Below are 19,371 nucleotides of genomic sequence, written 5' to 3'. Positions count from 1 at the left end.
TCACAATCATCCATTGTTATTTAATACTTAGAAATGAATTTAAAAATAGTAACAGATATTTTAATAGAGCAGCCATGCACAGGCTGCTCTATTTTTAAGTGATGGCTATATTTTAAATAAATGTTGAACTTGATAATTTTTTGATGATATGTTACGACGAGGAAATGTTCACAGGTTGGAGGTAAATTATATGACGCCAAAAGAGATACTTTGCCAATGGGTTGACGCATTTAATAATGCTGATATAGAAACTATTTCAGAATTATATGATGAGAATGCAATAAATCATCAGGTTGCCAATGAGCCAGTTATTGGTAAAGAGGCGATAAAGAAAATGTTTGAGCAAGATTTTTCTTACACGGATATGGTTTGTATCGTTGAAAACATTTTCGAAGATGGACAATGGGCAATTTTAGAGTGGCGTGACCCATTAGGTCTGAGAGGTTGCGGTTTTTTCCAAATAGTAAATAATAAAATTTTATTTCAAAGAGGCTACTGGGATAAGCTAACTTTCTTGAGACAGCATAATTTGCCTATTGAATAAAATGAAGACGTAAAAGAAGAGCGAAAACGGCGCTGCGGGAAATTTTAAGAATATAACGATCAGGAGGATAAAAAAAGCCCCGCTTTTCAGCAGGGCGAAAACGAATCACAGGCTGTGCCGGTTGTAATAGGGCACGCCCAGTTCGTCGGACTTGTCACTTCCCGCGCCCATGTGATTAAAATCAAACGGCGACTGTTCCTGTGAAGTGGGGACAATCATCGTGTCACGACTGTTTGTCGTGGTGGGCTGCGCGGATTGCTCCGCAACGCTCTGACCTGAGACAACAAGCAGCAGGGCCAGCATTGCAGAAGACAACAGTTTCATGATTTCCTCGATTACGTCGTTTACAGGCGATGGTTAGTTACAATGGTTCAGCGGTAGCAAATACCGCGATTCGCCGCGCATATTGGTAATACGGTATTTATGCGGCGGAACGTCGAAATAGTTTTTGAATGTCCGGGTCAGCGTCTGCTGCGACTCGAAACCGTAACGTTCTGCCAGATATAAAATCGGCTCGTTACTCTCTTTTAATTTCTGCGCTATTTCGGTCATTTTACGGCTGCGGATGTACTGGCCTAATGAATGGCCGGTCTCTTTTTTGAACATCCGTTGCAGGTGCCATTTGGAGTAACCTGAACGCTCAGACACTTTTTCCAGTGAGAGCGGCGATTCCAGGTTATCTTCGATCCAGTCCAAAATGCTATGAATGGTGATAGCGTCAGTATTGCGTCTGGACATCGTCATACCTCTTCTTGTTTTACGGCAGTACTTTCTTAAGCAAATGCTCAAGTGTTGCCACTTCGTCCGCCGTTAAGTTTTTTGTTAATTCCTGGTGCAGGTCTTGTCCTACTAATTGATGACATTGCTCACAAATTGCCGCGCCGTGTTCGGTGAGTTTCACCAGCACACCGCGTTTGTCATGTGGGTTAGGCAGTCTGTCAATCCAGCCTTTGCAGACCAGACGCTCGAGCATGCGCGTTAAGGCGCCGAGATCGACAGACAACACTTTTTTCAGTTCAACCGGGGTAATGCAGCCCGCACAGCGGATAGAGCAGAGCACCTTAAACTGTGCTGCCGTGATATCCAGCGGCGAGAGATAGTCGTTCAACAGACGATCTTTCTTCTGATTGACCATGTGGATCAAGCGCCCCAGTGGGATGATTTCATTGAATAAGTCACTGGTGCTTTTCACAATGGTTGCCCTGGCAAGTATTTAGTTACGGCAGATAATATTGCCCAGGCAACTATAAGTCAAACGAATGGATTTACCGATCACACGTTTTGCTAAAAGCGAAAAGACACGCGCTGTGTCACATTTTATTTAGTTAATGATAATTACCAGTTATCTTTCAGGTCACTAACGAATGCTTACAGCACCAGAATGGCTAACTTCATGGTTTTCCACTTATACTTGCCGCTAATACATGGGTGAAACAGGAATGACGGCCAATATGATGGATTTGTTTAAAGCAATAGGGCTGGGGCTGGTAGTGATTCTCCCTCTGGCGAATCCTTTGACGACCGTCGCGCTGTTTCTCGGCCTTGCCGGGAACATGAACAGCGCAGAACGGAATCACCAGTCGTTAATGGCATCGGTTTACGTGTTTGCCATCATGATGGTGGCCTACTATGCGGGCCAACTGGTGATGAATACTTTCGGTATCTCCATTCCGGGCCTGCGTATCGCCGGGGGGTTAATTGTGGCGTTCATTGGTTTCCGCATGCTGTTTCCGCAGCAAAAAGCGCATGAATCGCCGGAGGCGCGGAGCAAGTCTGAAGAGCTGGAAGATGAGCCGACCGCCAATATCGCGTTTGTGCCGCTGGCAATGCCAAGCACGGCGGGGCCGGGGACCATTGCGATGATTATTAGCTCCGCCTCAACGGTGCGTCATGGCACGGATTTTCCTGACTGGGTGATTACCGTCGCGCCGCCGCTCATCTTTGCCCTGGTGGGGGTGATCCTGTGGGGATGCTTACGCAGTTCCGGGGCGATTATGCGTCTGGTGGGCAAGGGCGGTATTGAAGCCATTTCCCGGCTGATGGGCTTTCTGCTGGTCTGTATGGGCGTGCAGTTTATTATTAACGGCGTGCTGGAAATTATTAAAACCTACTGATCAAAAAGCCCGGTCGCGATGATCGGGCTGTTTGTCAGGAATGCTGTGGTTGTTCTTCTAATGAGACCGGCCATTTACGGAAGATAATCACCGACCAGATCAGCGCGGCAAGTGCCGGAACGGCCCCCACGTAGCCAATGGTTGACATCGACCAGTGCAGACTCACCTGATTTCCCACCAGCGCGCCCGCGCCAATACCAATATTGAAAATGCCGGAAAACAGCGCCATCGCTACATCCGTGGCATCCGGAGCCAGCGCCAGCACCTTCACCTGCATCCCGAGGCCAATCACCATGATGGCAACCCCCCAGAAAACGCTCAGAACAGCCAGATGAGATTCACTGTCAGCGGCAGGTAACAGCAATACCAGGCAGAGCAGCAGCAGCGCGATGGCGATGCTGATGAGCGCCGAGGCATGGTGATTGCCGAGCTTGCCAAAGATGATGCTGCCGATAATGCCTGCACCGCCCAGCACCAATAACAGTACGGTGGCGAAATTCGCGCTCAACCCGGCAACAGTCTGCACAAACGGTTCGATATAGCTGTACGCGGTGTAGTGCGCCGTCACCACCACCACCGTCAACAGATAGAGGCACATCAGCGCCGGACGGCGGAACAGCAGTGGCAGACTTTTCAGCGAGCCGGAATGTTCACTTGGTAATTTCGGCAGCAGCTTGATCAGGCAAATCAGGGTGATGAATGCCCCCATCCCGATGGCGAAGAAGGTGGTTCGCCAGCCAAAATACTGACCAACAATACGACCAAGCGGTAAGCCCAGCACCATCGCCAGCGCCGTTCCGGTGGCGAGTAAACTTAATGCCTGAGCGCGTTTGCCCGCGGGAGCAAGGCGGATCGCCAGTGAGGCGGTAATCGACCAGAAGATCGCGTGCGCAAAGGCAATCCCGATGCGGCTAATCACCAGCACGGTGAAGTTCCACGCCAGGAACGAGAGCACATGGCTGGCAATAAACAGCACAAACAAGCATATCAGCAGCTTACGCCGCTCAACCTGACTGGTCAGCAACATGAACGGCAGGGACAACAGCGCGACAACCCAGGCGTAGATCGTCAGCATGATCCCGACCTGTGCGGTCTGCATACTAAAACTCTGTGCGATGTCGGAAAGCAGACCCACAGGGACAAATTCTGTGGTATTGAAAATAAACGCAGCAATAGCCAGCGTAACGACCCGTAACCACGCGACTTTGCGGGAAACCGTTGGAGTTGTCATATGAATGAATCGGTTCGTTGCGAAAAGGAGAGGATGCGATCTTAAAACGTTTGCTGATGAAAAGACAACCGCTTTGTGATTCAGCTCTCGTTTTCAGCATTGTTCCGTCAGCAGCTCAATGAACGCTTCCAGTTGGCGCATCTTCGCCCCGCGCCGCCAGACCAGCCAGGTCGTCAGCCAGCGCCAGTTACCGGACAGCGGCCAGGCCTCAACCTGTTGATGTCCGGGCATACTTTCCAGCATCGAACGGGGGATTAACGCGATACCGGCACCGGCGATCACACAGGCCAGCATGCCGTGATAGGACTCCATTTCGTGGATCGTGCCTGGCATTGCCCGATCGGCATGAAACCAGCTTTCGAAATGGCGGCGATAGGAACAATTGGCGCGAAAGGCGTAAATGTGACTGCCGTTGACCTCGCTGGCGCGTGTCACTGGCGGGTGACCGTGCGGCGTAACCACCATCATCTCTTCCTGATACACCGGCATCCCTTCAAGACCGGGGTGGGTAATCGGTCCGTCCACAAAGGCGGCATTGAGATGACCCTGAAGCACGCCGTCCAGCATGTTGCCAGAAGGCCCGGTCGCCAGGGAGAACTGGATTTTGGGGTAGCGCTGATTGTAGCGAGCAAGCGTAGCCGGTATGCGTACCGCGGCGGTGCTTTCCAGCGCGCCCAGTGAGAACAGCCCCTGGGGTTCATCACCCGCGACAACCATTCGCGCCTCGTCAACCAGCGCGAGGATCTGCTGACTGTAGCGCAGAAAGTTGTGCCCGGCGGGGGAAAGGCGCAGGCGCTGATTCTCGCGAATAAACAGATCGACGCCGAGATCGGCCTCCAGTTGGCGAATGCGGGTGGTGAGATTGGAGGGGACACGGTGCACCTTCGCCGCTGCCTGGGTGATGCTGCCCGTTTCGGCAACCGCGTTAAACATCTCCAGTTGGGTCAGATCCATAATGTTCTCTCATCGTGAATAGTTTGGTTAATATTATTCATTTTTAGGAAAGAGTAAATGCGTCCATGATGATCGCATCAAGAATGATGGAGAGACTGTATGACGATTTCACCGGCAACCCACGCCATTTCCACCAACCCGTACAATGGCGAACGCCTTTCAGCACTGCCGTGGTCTACGGCCAAAGACATTGAACAGGCGCTACAGCTTGCGGCCGTGGGATTTCGCGACTGGAAACAGACTACGGTGGCGTATCGGGCGCAGAAATTACGTGACATCGGCCAGGCCTTACGCGTGCGTGGCGAAGAGATGGCGCAGTGCATTACCCGTGAGATGGGCAAACCGATTAAACAGGCGCGTGCAGAGGTGGCAAAATCGGCGTCACTGTGTGACTGGTATGCAGAACACGGCCCGGCGATGCTGGACGCTGAACCCACGCAGGTGGAAAACCAACAGGCGGTCATTGAGTATCGTCCGTTAGGTACCATTCTGGCGGTCATGCCGTGGAACTTTCCGCTGTGGCAGGTGCTGCGCGGAGCGGTGCCGATTTTGCTGGCCGGTAATGGCTATCTGCTTAAGCCTGCGCCGAACGTCATTGGCTGCGCGCAAATCATCCGCCAGGTTTTTGCTGATGCAGCGATACCCGTCGGCGTCTACGGCTGGCTGAATGCGGATAATCAGGGCGTCAGCACATTGATAAACGATGCGCGGATTGCGGCCGTGACGGTGACCGGTAGCGTGCGTGCAGGGGCAGCCATTGGCGCTCAGGCCGGAGCCGCGTTGAAAAAATGTGTGCTGGAACTGGGAGGTTCCGATCCGTTTATTGTGCTTAACGATGCCGATCTGGATCTGGCAGTGCAGGCGGCGGTGGCCGGACGCTACCAAAATAGTGGGCAGGTTTGTGCGGCGGCGAAACGCTTTATTCTCGAAGAGGGGATCGCAGAGTGCTTTATCGCGCGCTTTGTGGCGGCTGCCGCCGCGCTGAAGCAGGGCGATCCGCTGGCGGAGGAGAGCGAACTCGGACCGATGGCGCGTGCCGATCTGCGTGACGAGTTGCATCAGCAGGTGCAGGCGACGATTGCCGAAGGCGCTGAGTTACGACTTGGCGGTGAGATGCCTTCCGGAGCCGGTAACTTTTATCCGGCCACGGTGCTGACCAACGTAACCCCTGAGATGACGGCGTTTCGCGAAGAACTGTTCGGGCCGGTTGCGGCGATCGCCATAGCGAAGAGTGCTGAGCACGCGCTGGAACTCGCAAACGACAGTGACTTTGGTCTGTCGGCGACCCTTTTTACCGCCGATGAAGCCCGGGCACTGGAGATGGCCGCACGTCTGGAATGCGGCGGTGTCTTTATCAACGGCTTTAGCGCCAGCGATGCCCGGGTGGCGTTTGGCGGCGTGAAGAAGAGCGGCTTTGGTCGCGAACTCTCGCACTTTGGTCTGCGTGAATTCTGTAATGTGCAGACCGTCTGGAAGAACCGACGCTAATCTTTCCGGCGCTCTGCGGGGCGCCTTGTCACATTTCTGCCATAGTTTTGTCATTTACGCTTCGTAGACTCGCGCTTAACGTGTTGATACTGAAGAATATTATGAACTTAACTCAAATTTTACGTCGCGTTGCGCGCCGTTTTCTACCGCAGCAGTTTGGCCTGTTAACCGGGATTTTTTGCATCATTGCGCTGTTTTCCGTGCTGCAAATGACGTCGTCACTGATGCTGTCGTTTTCTGTCAGTCAGGCCCGGGAAAACGAGCAGCGTAACCAACAGGCGTTGCGTCAACAGACAAAAGTTGAAGAGGCACGGATTGCGCTTCTGACCGCCAGCGATCTGCTCAATCGGGCGGGTGTTTACTTTATGCAGGATGCCGCCACGGGTTCTGAAGGCAGCTGGCAGCCGTTGATTGACGAAGCCCGGCAGGCGTTAACTCAGTCGACAACCGCGTGGCAGGCATGGCGCGAAATGAACCCGCAGGCGGACGACGGGCTGGTCGACAGCTATCAGCGTTTTAGCGGCGGTATCCAGGAACAGGTGACAGGGCTAAGTAAGACGCAGTCGATTGACGCGTTCTTTGCGGTGCCCATTCAGGCGTTTCAGGCTGACTTCAATGATAACTATGCCAGAGTGCAAAAAGTCACTGCCCAGGAGCGGGAGAGTGGACGACAACAACTGCTGGATCGTCTACTCAATCTTCAGCATCTGTTCTTACTCCTGCCGATAATGCTGCTGGCCATTGCGATCGCGGTCTGGTGGGGGATGTCGCGCTGGGTGATTTCTCCGCTGCGTCGGCTGATCGCACATATTGATATTCTGGCGGCAGGCGATCTCTCACAGCCGCTTCCTGCCGTACCTGGGTCTAACCGGGAAGTGTCGCAGCTCCACGTAAGAATTGGTGCGATGCAGCAGGGGCTACGTGAGCTGGTCCTGCAGGTCAGTGAGGCAACGACGGCGATGGCTGACAATATCGAAAGGCTGGCGCAGAACAATACGCGCTTGTATCAGCAGTCGGCGAAACAGAGTGAAGAACTGCATAACGTCACCTCGCATATTTCTGTGCTGGAAACGCACGTTGAAGATAACAGCGGATATGCCCAACTGGCGAATAAGCGTGCGGAAGAAGCGCGCGCCATTGCGGCAGGCGGTGACCGAATGATGGATACCGTGAATCGTTCAATGCAGGCGATTGTGACGCGCTCGGCGGAAATGCGCGGGATTATTGCGCTGATTGATAACGTCGCCTTCCAGACTAATATTCTGGCGCTGAACGCGGCTATCGAAGCCGCCCATGCCGGTGAGCAGGGACGCGGCTTTGCGGTGGTGGCAAGAGAAGTGGGACTGCTGGCGCGCAAGAGCAGTCAGTCCACGCAGGATATTCAGGCGCTGATCTATCACTCTCTGCAAGGAATAGAAGAAGGGTCAAGCGCAGTGACGCATCTGGAAGAGAACTTACAGCAGGTGATCGCGCTGGTGGAAAATCTGGGCGCCTCGCTGAATGATATCTCCGCCGCGACGCTGCATCAGGGAGCCCGAATCCATCAAATGACGCGTCAGCTGCAGGCGCTGAACCTGGTCGCGCGTGATACCCGCGAACTGGTGGATACGGCATCGGCTTCCTCGCAGCAGTTACATAATGAATCGCACCAGTTGATTCACGCCGTGGCGAGATTCCGACTTCCGGCCTGACGTGGGGTATTCCGCTCTGCTATACTCGCAGCCCTTTTCAGACCGGCAGGCAAGGAGCGTGGTGTGGCAATCACTCTGGACAATTCAATTTTAGAGGCCATTCTGGCGGAGGTTCGCCCGCTGATAGGTCAGGGCAAGGTTGCGGACTATATTCCCGCGCTGGCCTCGGTTGACGGGTCCCGACTGGGTATTGCGATTTGCACCGTGGAAGGTCAGCTCTGGCAGGCCGGGGATGCGACTGAACGCTTTTCCATTCAGTCAATTTCGAAGGTACTCAGTCTGGTGGTGGCAATGCGTCACTATTCAGAGGATGAGATCTGGCAAAGGGTGGGGAAAGATCCGTCCGGTTCGCCGTTTAATTCGCTGGTGCAGTTAGAAATGGAGTACGGCATTCCGCGTAATCCGTTTATTAATGCCGGGGCGCTGGTTGTCTGTGACATGTTACAGGGGCGACTCAGCGCACCGCGTCAGCGTATGCTGGAAGTGGTTCGTGCGCTGAGCGGTGTGCCGGATATCGCTTATGATGCGGTGGTGGCCCGTTCAGAGTTCGAACACTCCGCCCGTAATGCCGCCATTGCCTGGCTGATGAAATCCTTCGGTAATTTTCATCATGACGTGACGACGGTCCTGCAAAACTATTTTCATTACTGTGCGCTGAAAATGAGCTGTGTGGAACTGGCTAAGACGTTTGTCTTTCTGGCGAACCAGGGGAAAGCGTTTCATCTTGATGAGCCTGTGGTGACGCCGATGCAGGCACGACAGATCAATGCGCTGATGGCGACCAGCGGAATGTACCAGAACGCCGGGGAATTTGCGTGGCGCGTTGGCTTGCCCGCGAAATCGGGTGTAGGCGGGGGGATTGTGGCGATAGTGCCGCATGAGATGGCGATCGCCGTGTGGAGTCCTGAACTGGATCCGACCGGGAATTCGCTCGCGGGTATCGCTGCGCTGGAACAACTGACTCAACGCTTAGGACGTTCAGTTTACTGATGAACACGTTTGATCCGCTTTTTGCCCGTCTGTCGCGCTCGCCGTTTCGCTCCCGTTTTCGTCTGGGCACGAAAGAGAGACAGTATTGCTGGGATAAAGGAGCAGAGGTTATCGATCAACATGCTGCGGATTTTGTGGCGAAGCGACTTGCGCCAGCCGCACCGGTCAATGACGGCAAACAAACGCCGATGCGCGGTCATCCGGTATTTATCGCCCAACATGCCACGGCGACCTGCTGTCGCGGCTGTCTTGCTAAATGGCATAATATCGCCCAGGGACAGCCGTTGAGCGATGAGCAACAGCAGTATGTGGTCGCTGTTATCCATCACTGGTTAGTGCTTCAAATGAATACACCGTAATAATTAAATGGTTACGTTAATCCCATAAAATAAGCATGGTTTATTGCTGGCGGATTTAACAAATAAAAATGTTAACGCAGCTGGAGTACGACTACCTTTGAGAATAATTCATGCTATTCTCTTAAATATTATAACCATTACGCAGAGATAATTGCCGACGGCAATTATATGGATAGATATTTAATGCACGTACTCCACATTCCGTCTTTCCGGCTGTTTCAGGAAGGCCATTCACTGCGTAACGCCAGCGTTATTTTTGCTTTAACCACACTGTTCTACTTTATTGGCGCCGAACTGCGCCTGGTGCATGAACTCTCGCTGTTCTGGCCGCTCAACGGCGTGATCGCCGGGATTTTTGCCCGTTATGTCTGGTTAAACAAGCTGCATTATTATGCTGTTAGCTACGTCGCCATGCTGGGTTATGATGCGATCACCACCGAGTGGGGATGGGTATCGCTGATTATTAATCTCTCCAACATGGTGTTTATCGTGGTTGTCGCCCAACTGGTGATCCGCGATAAGCGACTGGGGAAAAATAAATATGAGCCTATCAGTGCGTTACGCTTATTTAATTACTGTCTGATTGCGGCACTGCTCTGCGCCATAATTGGCGCGATGGGATCTGTGGGTATCGACCGACTGTCATTCTGGCCACTGGTGGCTGACTGGTTCAGCGAACAATTCTCAACCGGGGTGCTGATTGTGCCCTGTATGTTGACGCTGGGTATTCCCGGCGCGGTAAAACGCTTTAAACCCGAACAACTGATGCCGGTGGCGGCGTTAATTATCTCGGTGCTGGCATCAGTCATTATTGGCGGCGCCGGAAGCCTGGCCTTTCCGCTGCCGGCGCTGATCTGGTGTGCGGTGCGCTACACCCCGCAGGTCACTTGTCTGCTGACTTTTCTTACCGGCGCCGTTGAAATTGTGCTGGTGGCAAATTCGATAATCAATATCGCGGTGGCGTCACCGTTGTCTACGCCGCAGATGTTCTCTGCCCGACTGGGAATTGCCACGATGGCAATTTGCCCCATTATGGTTTCAGTCAGCGTGGCGGCGATTAATTCCCTGATGAAGCAGGTTTCCCTGCGCGCCGATTTCGATTTTCTTACCCACGTTTATTCTCGTTCCGGGCTTTATGAAGCGCTGAAGCGTCAGGAGTACCCGCGCTCGCAGCATATCACTGTCATGCTGTTGGATATCGACTATTTCAAGAGCATTAATGACAACTTCGGTCATGAATGCGGCGATGTAGTACTCCGCGTGTTTGCACAACGTATTCGCGAGATTATCGGTGACCGGGGGCTGGTGGCGCGTATGGGAGGGGAAGAATTTGTCGTGGTGGTTCCCTCAGTGCACCCTGATGAGGGAATGCTGCTGGCGGAAAATATTCGTACGGCGGTCGCACAGCAACCCTTCACCTGGAACCAGCAGAATATCTATTTGACAGTCAGCATTGGCCTTGGGAATGGCAGTATCGGCACCCATTTGCTGACGGACGTTTTCAACACCTTGATGGTTGAAGCGGACGAGTGTTTGTACCGCTCGAAGAACGAAGGTCGTAATCGGACCAGCGATCGCCGGACGGATAAGACCGTCTTTGCTGGAAGCGATCTGGCATAACAATATCCTATGGAACTCCCCGTTGTGTTATCACAATGTTAAGTGCATGGTGTTGTCTCAATTACGGAGGCAACATGACCCTGGCAAAATCCTGTTATGTGTTAGATGCGGGAGCTATCGAGGCGAGAATTGATGAGCTCTGTGACGTCCTGACCGACTGTGTGACGCGCGGCGCATCAGTCAGTTTTGTATTACCGTTTACCTGTTCAAAAGCATGTGCATTCTGGCATGACGTCGCGCAAAGCGCGGGCAGAGGAGAGCGCGTCGTTCTTGCGCTCGACAACCCCTCAGGTGTGATTGTCGGTACCGTGCAACTCATTCTCCAGCAGCCGGAAAATCAACCTCATCGCGCGGACGTGGCGAAACTTTTAGTTCACTCCAGCGCACGTCGTCAGGGATTCGCTCGTCAGTTGATGACGGCGCTGGAAACGTGCGCAATACAGCAGCAAAAAACGCAGCTGGTGCTGGATACCGCTACAGGAAGCGATGCTGAGTTGTTCTACCACTCTTGCGGCTGGCTCAAAGCCGGTGAGATCCCTGATTATGCGCTAATGCCAGATGGAAAGCTGACCGGCACCACGTTTTTCTATAAATCTCTATAAATAGTTGTCATGAATTGATCAAAACAGGGTTTTACTGTCGTAAAGTTTTGCTAACCTGTTCTACCAATTTAATCAGGTTGTATGACTAATCGAAAGGGAACCCATTGTGAAAACACTTAACCGTCGCGATTTTCCCGGTGCTCACTATCCTGAACGCATCATTCAGTTTGGTGAAGGTAATTTCCTTCGCGCCTTTGTTGACTGGCAAGTTGATCTGCTGAATGAACATACCGATCTGAATTCTGGTGTGGTCATTGTTCGACCTATTGAAAGTCCATTCCCACCTTCGCTCAGTACCCAGGATGGTCTTTATACGACAATCATTCGCGGTCTGAATGAACAGGGAGAAGCCGTCAGCGATGCTCGTCTGATTCGTTCGGTGAATCGTGAAATCAGCGTTTACGGTGATTACGATGCGTTCCTGAAACTGGCGCACAATCCTGAGATGCGTTTTGTGTTCTCTAACACCACGGAAGCGGGTATCAGTTATCACGCCGGTGATAAATTTGATGATGCGCCAGCGGTAAGTTATCCGGCGAAGCTGACGCGTCTGCTGTTTGAACGCTACAGCCATTTCAACGGCGCGTCGGATAAAGGCTGGATCATCATCCCTTGCGAACTGATTGATTATAATGGTGATGCTCTACGTGAGCTGGTGCTGCGCTATGCGCAGGAGTGGTCACTGCCAGCGGCATTTATCACCTGGCTGGATCAGGCAAACGTCTTCTGTTCCACGCTGGTGGACCGTATTGTCACGGGTTATCCGCGCGATGAAGCGGCGCAACTGGAGAGCAAACTGGGCTATCACGATGGTTTCCTCGATACAGCCGAACACTTTTATCTGTTTGTGATCCAGGGACCGAAATCACTGGCAGCAGAACTGCGTCTCGATAAATATCCGCTTAACATTCTGATTGTTGAGGATATTAAGCCGTACAAAGAGCGTAAAGTGGCTATCCTTAACGGTGCGCACACGGCACTGGTACCGGTGGCATTCCAGGCAGGACTGGATACGGTCGGCGAGGCGATGAATGACACCGAAATCTGCGCCTTTGTGGAAAAAGCGATTTATGAGGAGATCATCCCGGTTCTCGATCTGCCGCGTGATGAACTGGAGTCATTTGCCAGTGCGGTTACCGGACGTTTCCGTAACCCCTATATTAAGCACCAGTTGCTGTCGATTGCGTTGAACGGGATGACCAAATTCCGCACCCGCATTCTTCCCCAGTTGTTGGCAGGGCAGAAGGCGAACGGCCAACTCCCGGCTCGTCTGACCTTCGCGTTAGCCGCCCTGATTGCGTTCTATCGCGGTGAGCGTAATGGGGAAGCTTACCCGGTTCAGGACGATGCGCACTGGATCACCCGTTTTCAGCAACTCTGGAGCCAACATGGCGATCGCCAGATGACGACTCAGCAACTGGTGAGTGACGTGCTGGCGGTAGAAGAACACTGGGAGCAAGACCTGACGAAAGTGGCGGGGCTGGTTGAGCAGGTGACTGCCGATCTCGATGCCATTCTGTCAAAAGGAATGCGAGAAGCGGTGAAACCGCTTTGCTAAAGCAGTGACCCGGCTAAGGCCGGGTTTCTTATACAAGCACTATAGTTACAACATACAGTGTATTTAATAACTATTCCCCTCTGTTAGCCTTGTGCATGAACGTGTCTATTAGCATAAGGCAGGTGACAACGTCACGTTGGACATGCTTGAATGTTTGATCCAGATCACGTTTAATAGCAGGATTCGTTTCTTTCCAGAAAACCGTCATGATCGTTCGTCCGCAACAGCACTGGTTACGCCTGATATTCGTCTGGCACGGCTCTGTACTGGCAAAAATCTCTTCCCGCTTGCTGCTTAATTTTCTGCTGTCTATTGTCGTGATCGTCCTGCTGCCGTGGTATACGATGCTGGGTATCAAATTTACCCTTGCACCGTTCAGCATCCTCGGTGTGGCAATCGCTATCTTTTTGGGTTTTCGTAATAACGCCTGTTATTCCCGTTATGTTGAGGCGCGTCAACTCTGGGGACAATTGATGATCGCTTCTCGTTCACTGCTGCGGGAAGTCAAAACGGTCTTACCGGATGACCGCGAGTTAGGGCAGTTTGTCCGACTGCAAATCGCCTTCGCTCACTGTCTGCGCATGACGCTGCGGCGTAAGCCACAGGCTGAGCCGCTGGCGAAGTATCTTTGCACGGAAGATCTGCAACGTGTATTTGCCTCTCACTCTCCGGCAAACCGCATTTTACTGATAATGGGTGAATGGCTGGCGACACGTCGTCGAGACGGGCAACTCTCGGATATCCTGTTTCATAGTTTAAACAATCGCTTAAATGACATGTCCGCCGTTCTTGCCGGTTGCGAAAGAATCGCCAATACGCCGGTCCCGTTTGCCTATACGCTGATCCTCCATCGCACTGTTTATCTGTTTTGCATCATGCTGCCTTTCGCCCTGGTGGTCGATCTGCATTACATGACGCCTTTTATTTCGGTCCTCATCTCCTATACCTTCATCTCTCTGGATGCACTGGCGGAAGAACTGGAGGATCCGTTTGGAACAGAGAATAACGATTTGCCCCTGGATGCTATCTGTAATGCCATCGAAATTGACCTGCTGGAGATGAATGATGAATCGACCATTCCAGCGAAACTGATGCCGGATAAGCACTACCAGTTGACGTAAAAGAAGGGAACATTCCAGTAAATGAACGACAGGCTGGGTGTGTCAATGCGCTAACATCGGTTTTCAGGATTAACTTATCACCGATGATTGAATTTCAGATAATGTCCGAATATTTTCTGCGCGATTAAAAATAACTCTTGATAAGGGTCGTAAGGCGTTCTTAAAACATCGGCATGCCATCAGTGCATATCAGGATGTTAAACGATGATCAGGAGGATTATCTATGAACGCTATTCAATCAGGAATGAATGACACCCCGCGTGTCGATGCAAAGGCGTCGACGCCATCACTGGTATCAATAAAGTCTCTCTCTCCGTTGCCGGTTATTCCAGGACTGCTGCTTGCCACCACCGGTCTTTTTGCCCCGACAGGTCTGTTGGCAGAGGAAATACGCTGCGAAAGTGAAACGGCCGCAGAGTGTATTGAGAAAAAACTCAAAGCGACAAAGACATTAACAGCATCCTGGACGCCCACGACGGCGAACAGTAGTGTTCTTATTAACGAAAATGCCCAGGTCATTTTATCTGCGGAAGTGAATAACGAGCCTGGATGGCGTGAGTTTGGCTCCCTGACCGTCGGTCAGGGCACAAAAGGTGAACTCACAATAACAGGACGCACCATTAAATCCTCTGCAAGCGCGATTGGTAATGGTGCTGTCGGAATTGTGACGTTAACCGAAGGTGCGCAATGGGATCTCAGTGGCAAGAATCTGTTTGTCGGCAAAAATAACGGCGACGGAACATTAACCGTTAAAGAGGGAAGTCAGATCTCTAATATTAACGAACTGCGCATCGGTGAATTTTATGCTGATGCAAAAGGACTGACCACTGTAGAAGGTGAGAATTCGTCGATCCGTTCCGGTTGGGCTGTTGTGGGCGATCAGGCAGAGGGCCGACTGGATATTTTGAACGGTGGTCAACTTTCAGTTAGTAGACATATGAATATTGGCTATGTCGGAAAGACGTTAAACTCAACTCTTAAAGGAAACGGCGTCGTGAATGTCGACGGCGAAAATTCTCTTTTAGAGGTTGGTACATTACTCATTTTGGGGGGCTTTAGAACCACGCCAAATGATGCCAAAGGTGAACTTAATATCAGTAATGGCGGCAAAGTTAAGACAGGAGAGGGAATCTGGCTTGGCATAGGGACAGGAAGTACCGCCACACTGAATATCGGTGGCAAACCCGGTGAAACCGCACAAGAAGCAGGAGCTATCGAGACGCCGCTCATTATACTAAGTGACACAAACCAGAAAAATAGTACTGCAACACTGAACTTTAACCACACCAGCGAAGGTTATTCTCTTAATGCAGCGATAAAAGGCTACGGTCATGTCAACCATAGCGGACCGGGTACGACGCAACTGAGCGGCGATAATCGTTATACCGGAAATACTCACATCAGTCGCGGAACACTCAGCGCCGGAAGTGTCACAGGTTTTAGCCCGAATTCTGATTTTACTGTCGGGGAGGGCGCCACGCTCGATCTGAACGGCTACAGTCAGACCATTCAGTCACTTCAGCTTGGTGGGAGGCTGAGCTTTGGCGATCCGCAGGGCAACCGCGATGCTCTGGCGCTGTCAGGCAGTGTTCTGACGGTCAGGGGCGATTACAACAGTGACAATGGCTTACTGAGCCTGAACAGCACACAGGATCAAGTGCAACAAAAACCGGTGGTTAACCAGCTTAATGTCTTGGGAAACACCGCAGGAACAACCCGGGTCGTGTTGAAGGAATTAGGCAATGTCGCGGTTGGTGATCTGAACGGTGCGCGAGTTGTCCAGGTTGCAGGGGATTCTGCGGGTGAATTTGTTGCCCAAAGCCGTCTGGTTGCCGGGGGGTATGACTACGCGCTTTTACGCGGAGTTGAAAGTGAAAATGACGACGGGATCATGGATTCCAACCACTGGTATCTGGTCAATACCTGGGCGCCCGTCGACGATATCGATCCGATAGATGACCCGATTATTGAACCGAAAGAGGATGATCCGACTCCCTTGCCTACGCCATCCCCAGGCGTCGAGCGCTCATCCGCGGCGGTGATGCGCCCGGAAATGGGGGCATACCTGGCAAATCGCAGGGCGGCTAACACCCTGTTTGTTACCCGTTTGCACGACCGGTTAGGTGAAACGCAGTATATCGACCCGATCACCGGGGAAACGCGTGTCACCAGTCTGTGGTTACGCAATGTTGGCGGGCATACTCGTTTTCATGACCGTTCCGGCCAACTAAGCAGCCTAAGTAATCGTTATGTGGTGCAGATTGGTGGCGATCTGGCTCAGTGGAGTGCCGGTCTGGAGGATCGCTGGCATCTTGGTGTCATGACGGGTTATGCCAACAGTCAGAGCAATACCCGGTCATCATTATCCCATTATCGTGCGGACAGCACGGTTTCAGGTTACAGCGCAGGCTTGTACGCGACTTGGTATGCCGATAATGCCGCGAAGCAGGGAACCTGGATAGACGCATGGGTGCTCTACAACTGGTTTGAAAACACGGTACGCGGAGAATCTCTGGCGGAAGAACGCTATCGTTCGAAAGGAATGACCGCATCTCTTGAGATGGGACACACCGTTAAACTGGCTGAACAACCGCGTCTGAGTTACTGGTTGCAACCGCAAGCGCAGCTTATCTGGATGGACGTCTCTGCCGACGATCACCGTGAAGATAACGGCACATGGGTGCGGGATAAAGGGAAGGGTAATCTACAAAGTCGTCTTGGGGTAAAAGCCTTTATGCAGGGTTACCCTATTCGCGATGAAGGTAAAGATCGACTCTTTCAACCTTTTGTTGAGCTGAACTGGCTGCATAATACGCGTAATGATACGGTCTCAATGAATGAGATCAGTGGCTCAGTCGATGGAGCGAAAAATATTGCAGAGCTTAGAACGGGCGTTGAGGCGAAAATAAATTCGCGCCTGCATCTGTGGGGAAATATTGGTCAGCAGATCGGTAGTGAGGGATTTAGCGATACCCAGGCAGTACTTGGTCTGAAGCTGCTCTTTTAACGCTTAACCCCGCGCATTCTGCAGGATGCGCGGGGTTGTCTCTATCATCAACACCTCCCTGAACTATTAACGAAAAATGTGAATTAATAGACTGCATCACTCTATTACCTGACGAATAACGCAGGAAACCTCCGTTACAAGGTAATTAAAGCGATTTATCTCAGGCGCGTTGAGATCAAATAATTCCACTCTATTTGCGTGATAAATGTATTGGACACTTTTAATCCACCTGATATTCAGGCCAATCGTTATTAAGGGAACGCGATGCTTATTAATTCATCGTCCTCCACCACGAAAAGACGCGCGGAGCACCGTTTTCACATGCCCGAGGAAATCCGGCATTTAGGGGAAATGCCGCTGTTCAGAGCCGTTGCCTGGTGGGGATTTCTGCGCAATAAAGAATTTTCACGCAATGACGTAAGCCAGGCATTTCATATTGACCTGCGCCGGGCCAGCGGGATACTGCATTATCTTTGTCACCGCTACGATAAACACGACATCGAATTCAGCGTTCGCAAAACGGCAGTACGGGGCGGACATTGTCAGCTATTAGTCAAAATACATTCACCGGCGACGGCGGGGAACTTAACGGCACCGCCTGCCAAAGCGACACCTGCAACTCGTCAGGTAAAGAAGAGTACCGCAACGGACGATCGTCAGCTTTCACACTGGCTATTATCACGACCAACCGGGAATAATGAAGCGAAGCTGGCCGCCTGGAAAGCAGCCTGTCCGCTGAGAGAGTGAGATCAGGACTGGCGACGCGCAATCACGAACAAGCGCGGAAACGCCAGTAATATCTGGCCATCTTCCTGAAGTGGATATTGCTCTTGTAAAAGCTGATGATAACGCTCCAGGAACCGTTGCTGTTCGTGTTCATTGAGATCCTGCATCCAGGGGCGCAACCCTGTGGCACTGACCCAGTCAATAATCGCCTGATGGGAACGCATCCTGTGATAATAGGTTGTGCGCCAGATATCCACTTCGCATCCCGCTTCGCTCAGAATATCGTAGTAAGCGTGAACACCGGGCAGGGCGTCACGACCGCGATTCGGATAATCCTGTTCATAAGCCACTTCACGCATCAGCACGTGTGTAGGTTCCAGCCAGTTATCCGGCATTTGCACGGCCAGAATGCCGTTATCATTCAGCAGGGTGACCAGGCGGGGAAACAGATCATAGTGATCGGGGATCCACTGTAGAGAGGCATTGGCATAAATGACATCGGGCGGTGTGACGGGTTGAAACTGACGAATATCCGCTTCAACAAAGTGACAATTTGGCAAAGCCGTTCGCGCCTCATCCAGCATCGCTGGAGAGGTATCTACACCGGTAATACTCGCTCCAGGCCAGCGGCTTTGGAGTAACGCCGTACTGTTACCGGGGCCGCATCCCAAATCAACCACGGAAGAGACATGCTCAAGTTGAATTCTGGCCAGCAGTTCAGCGGCGGGTCTTGAACGTTCTGCGCCATACTGCATATACAGCGCCGGATTCCAGTCGGACATCAGTAATTCTCCTGTCAATGGTTCAACTAAGTGTGCATAAGGTATGAACTATACTAGTTTAGTATTGGCAGCGACTGGGAAGGAAATTCCTTATGAATAAACCAGATATCAAAGGTGGTATCGACATTGCGATGAAGGTCCCATCACATCAGTATCAACAGACGATTGATTTTTATCGCAATGTTATTGGATTACCGGAAATTATTGATAAGCCGCCGGCAGTCGGATTCGAACTCGGACCGAACAGGCTCTGGATTGATGAAGCGCCGGGACTCAGTCAGGCTGAACTCTGGCTGGAATTATTCACGCCCAATTTCAGCGCTGCCGAAAAATATGTTGAACAATGTGGCGTGGTCCGTTGTGACGCAGTCGAACCGTTACCCAACGGTTTCAAGGGCGGCTGGATCATGAATCCGTGCAACATTGTCCATATGCTAAGAGAGCCAGAGGCCTGGTGAACGGTAATTCATTGGAAGAGGCTGCAGCGAATTCTGTTTGTAGGCATCAGGAACTGGCGAGAACGCTTGTAATCAGCAGGACAATGACGACCGTGAAATGGCAGATTCTGTCTTAATCTTTATTTG

Annotated in this window: 19 protein-coding genes; 13 read left to right on the top strand and 6 right to left on the bottom strand. The window is 51.8% G+C overall.

Translation table 11 applies throughout. The features are described from left to right. Positions 1-190 precede the first annotated feature (190 nt). A complete protein-coding gene (locus JTI98_RS15730; protein WP_043000726.1) occupies positions 191-544 on the top strand; it encodes a nuclear transport factor 2 family protein in 354 nt (117 codons plus the stop codon). A gap of 105 nt (positions 545-649) precedes the next feature. Here JTI98_RS15730 and marB read toward each other — a convergent pair whose 3' ends face one another. Genes marB through marR form a run of 3 tightly spaced genes read right to left on the bottom strand, consistent with a single transcriptional unit; the run spans position 650 to position 1,736 of the window. Then, positions 650-868, bottom strand: coding sequence for a multiple antibiotic resistance protein MarB (marB, locus tag JTI98_RS15725; protein WP_043000725.1), 219 nt, complete (start codon positions 866-868; stop codon positions 650-652). 33 nt (positions 869-901) lie between these two features. Continuing rightward, positions 902-1,282 (bottom strand): MDR efflux pump AcrAB transcriptional activator MarA, encoded by a 381-nt coding sequence (gene marA, locus JTI98_RS15720; protein WP_139155862.1) that lies wholly within the window; start codon positions 1,280-1,282, stop codon positions 902-904. Positions 1,283-1,301: 19 nt separating this feature from the next. Further along, positions 1,302-1,736, bottom strand: a complete 435-nt coding sequence (gene marR, locus JTI98_RS15715) for a multiple antibiotic resistance transcriptional regulator MarR (RefSeq protein ID WP_043000723.1) — start codon at positions 1,734-1,736, stop codon at positions 1,302-1,304. Positions 1,737-1,995: 259 nt separating this feature from the next. On the opposite strand from marR, the gene JTI98_RS15710 reads away from it, so the two are divergent. Next, positions 1,996-2,658, top strand: coding sequence for a MarC family NAAT transporter (locus JTI98_RS15710; protein WP_043000722.1), 663 nt, complete (start codon positions 1,996-1,998; stop codon positions 2,656-2,658). A 34-nt stretch (positions 2,659-2,692) separates the two neighbouring features. Here JTI98_RS15710 and JTI98_RS15705 read toward each other — a convergent pair whose 3' ends face one another. Continuing rightward, a complete protein-coding gene (locus tag JTI98_RS15705) occupies positions 2,693-3,889 on the bottom strand; it encodes a sugar transporter (protein WP_216081502.1) in 1,197 nt (398 codons plus the stop codon). Between the two features lie 93 nt (positions 3,890-3,982). Beyond that, entirely contained in the window at positions 3,983-4,843 is an 861-nt protein-coding gene (locus tag JTI98_RS15700; protein ID WP_044258879.1) for a LysR family transcriptional regulator, read from the bottom strand. Between the two features lie 99 nt (positions 4,844-4,942). Between JTI98_RS15700 and sad the strand changes: the two genes are divergently transcribed. From sad to JTI98_RS15650, 10 genes are all read left to right on the top strand, one after another. After that, a complete protein-coding gene (gene sad / locus JTI98_RS15695; RefSeq protein WP_058588054.1) occupies positions 4,943-6,331 on the top strand; it encodes a succinate-semialdehyde dehydrogenase in 1,389 nt (462 codons plus the stop codon). 101 nt (positions 6,332-6,432) lie between these two features. Then, positions 6,433-8,022, top strand: coding sequence for a methyl-accepting chemotaxis protein (locus JTI98_RS15690; protein ID WP_216081501.1), 1,590 nt, complete (start codon positions 6,433-6,435; stop codon positions 8,020-8,022). A gap of 63 nt (positions 8,023-8,085) precedes the next feature. After that, complete coding sequence (glsB, locus tag JTI98_RS15685; RefSeq protein ID WP_044327163.1) at positions 8,086-9,012, top strand: glutaminase B; 927 nt, start codon at positions 8,086-8,088, stop codon at positions 9,010-9,012. Next, complete coding sequence (locus JTI98_RS15680) at positions 9,012-9,371, top strand: DUF4186 domain-containing protein (RefSeq protein WP_043000716.1); 360 nt, start codon at positions 9,012-9,014, stop codon at positions 9,369-9,371. Before glsB ends, JTI98_RS15680 begins: the two co-directional genes overlap by 1 nt. 183 nt (positions 9,372-9,554) lie before the next feature. After that, positions 9,555-10,991, top strand: a complete 1,437-nt coding sequence (locus JTI98_RS15675; RefSeq protein ID WP_044258890.1) for a diguanylate cyclase — start codon at positions 9,555-9,557, stop codon at positions 10,989-10,991. Positions 10,992-11,065: 74 nt separating this feature from the next. Further along, positions 11,066-11,593, top strand: a complete 528-nt coding sequence (locus JTI98_RS15670; protein ID WP_216081500.1) for a GNAT family N-acetyltransferase — start codon at positions 11,066-11,068, stop codon at positions 11,591-11,593. Positions 11,594-11,699: 106 nt separating this feature from the next. Next, positions 11,700-13,151 carry a tagaturonate reductase gene (locus JTI98_RS15665; RefSeq protein WP_216081499.1) on the top strand — a complete coding sequence of 484 codons (1,452 nt, stop codon included), beginning with the start codon at positions 11,700-11,702 and terminating at the stop codon, positions 13,149-13,151. 206 nt (positions 13,152-13,357) lie between these two features. Further along, positions 13,358-14,272, top strand: coding sequence for a bestrophin family protein (locus JTI98_RS15660; RefSeq protein WP_044327160.1), 915 nt, complete (start codon positions 13,358-13,360; stop codon positions 14,270-14,272). A 223-nt stretch (positions 14,273-14,495) separates the two neighbouring features. Continuing rightward, the gene (locus tag JTI98_RS15655) at positions 14,496-17,279 is read left to right on the top strand and encodes an autotransporter outer membrane beta-barrel domain-containing protein (RefSeq protein WP_216081498.1); all 2,784 of its coding nucleotides are present in this window, start codon (positions 14,496-14,498) and stop codon (positions 17,277-17,279) included. Between the two features lie 321 nt (positions 17,280-17,600). Next, positions 17,601-18,026: a CaiF/GrlA family transcriptional regulator gene (locus JTI98_RS15650; protein WP_080721897.1), complete on the top strand. Its 426-nt coding sequence runs from the start codon at positions 17,601-17,603 to the stop codon at positions 18,024-18,026. A 2-nt stretch (positions 18,027-18,028) separates the two neighbouring features. Here the strand turns inward: JTI98_RS15650 and tam are convergent, their stop codons facing one another. Further along, on the bottom strand, positions 18,029-18,787 hold the full coding sequence (gene tam, locus JTI98_RS15645; protein WP_058588061.1) for a trans-aconitate 2-methyltransferase: 759 nt from the start codon (positions 18,785-18,787) through the stop codon (positions 18,029-18,031). A gap of 92 nt (positions 18,788-18,879) precedes the next feature. On the opposite strand from tam, the gene JTI98_RS15640 reads away from it, so the two are divergent. Further along, complete coding sequence (locus tag JTI98_RS15640) at positions 18,880-19,245, top strand: hypothetical protein (protein WP_216081497.1); 366 nt, start codon at positions 18,880-18,882, stop codon at positions 19,243-19,245. Positions 19,246-19,371: the final 126 nt, after the last annotated feature.

The sequence above is a fragment of the Citrobacter sp. MGH 55 genome, assembly GCF_016906145.1.
Taxonomy (GTDB): domain Bacteria; phylum Pseudomonadota; class Gammaproteobacteria; order Enterobacterales; family Enterobacteriaceae; genus Citrobacter_A; species Citrobacter_A amalonaticus.
The sequence above is the reverse complement of the archived record's forward strand: the minus strand, read 5'-3'. Positions and strand labels throughout refer to the sequence as shown.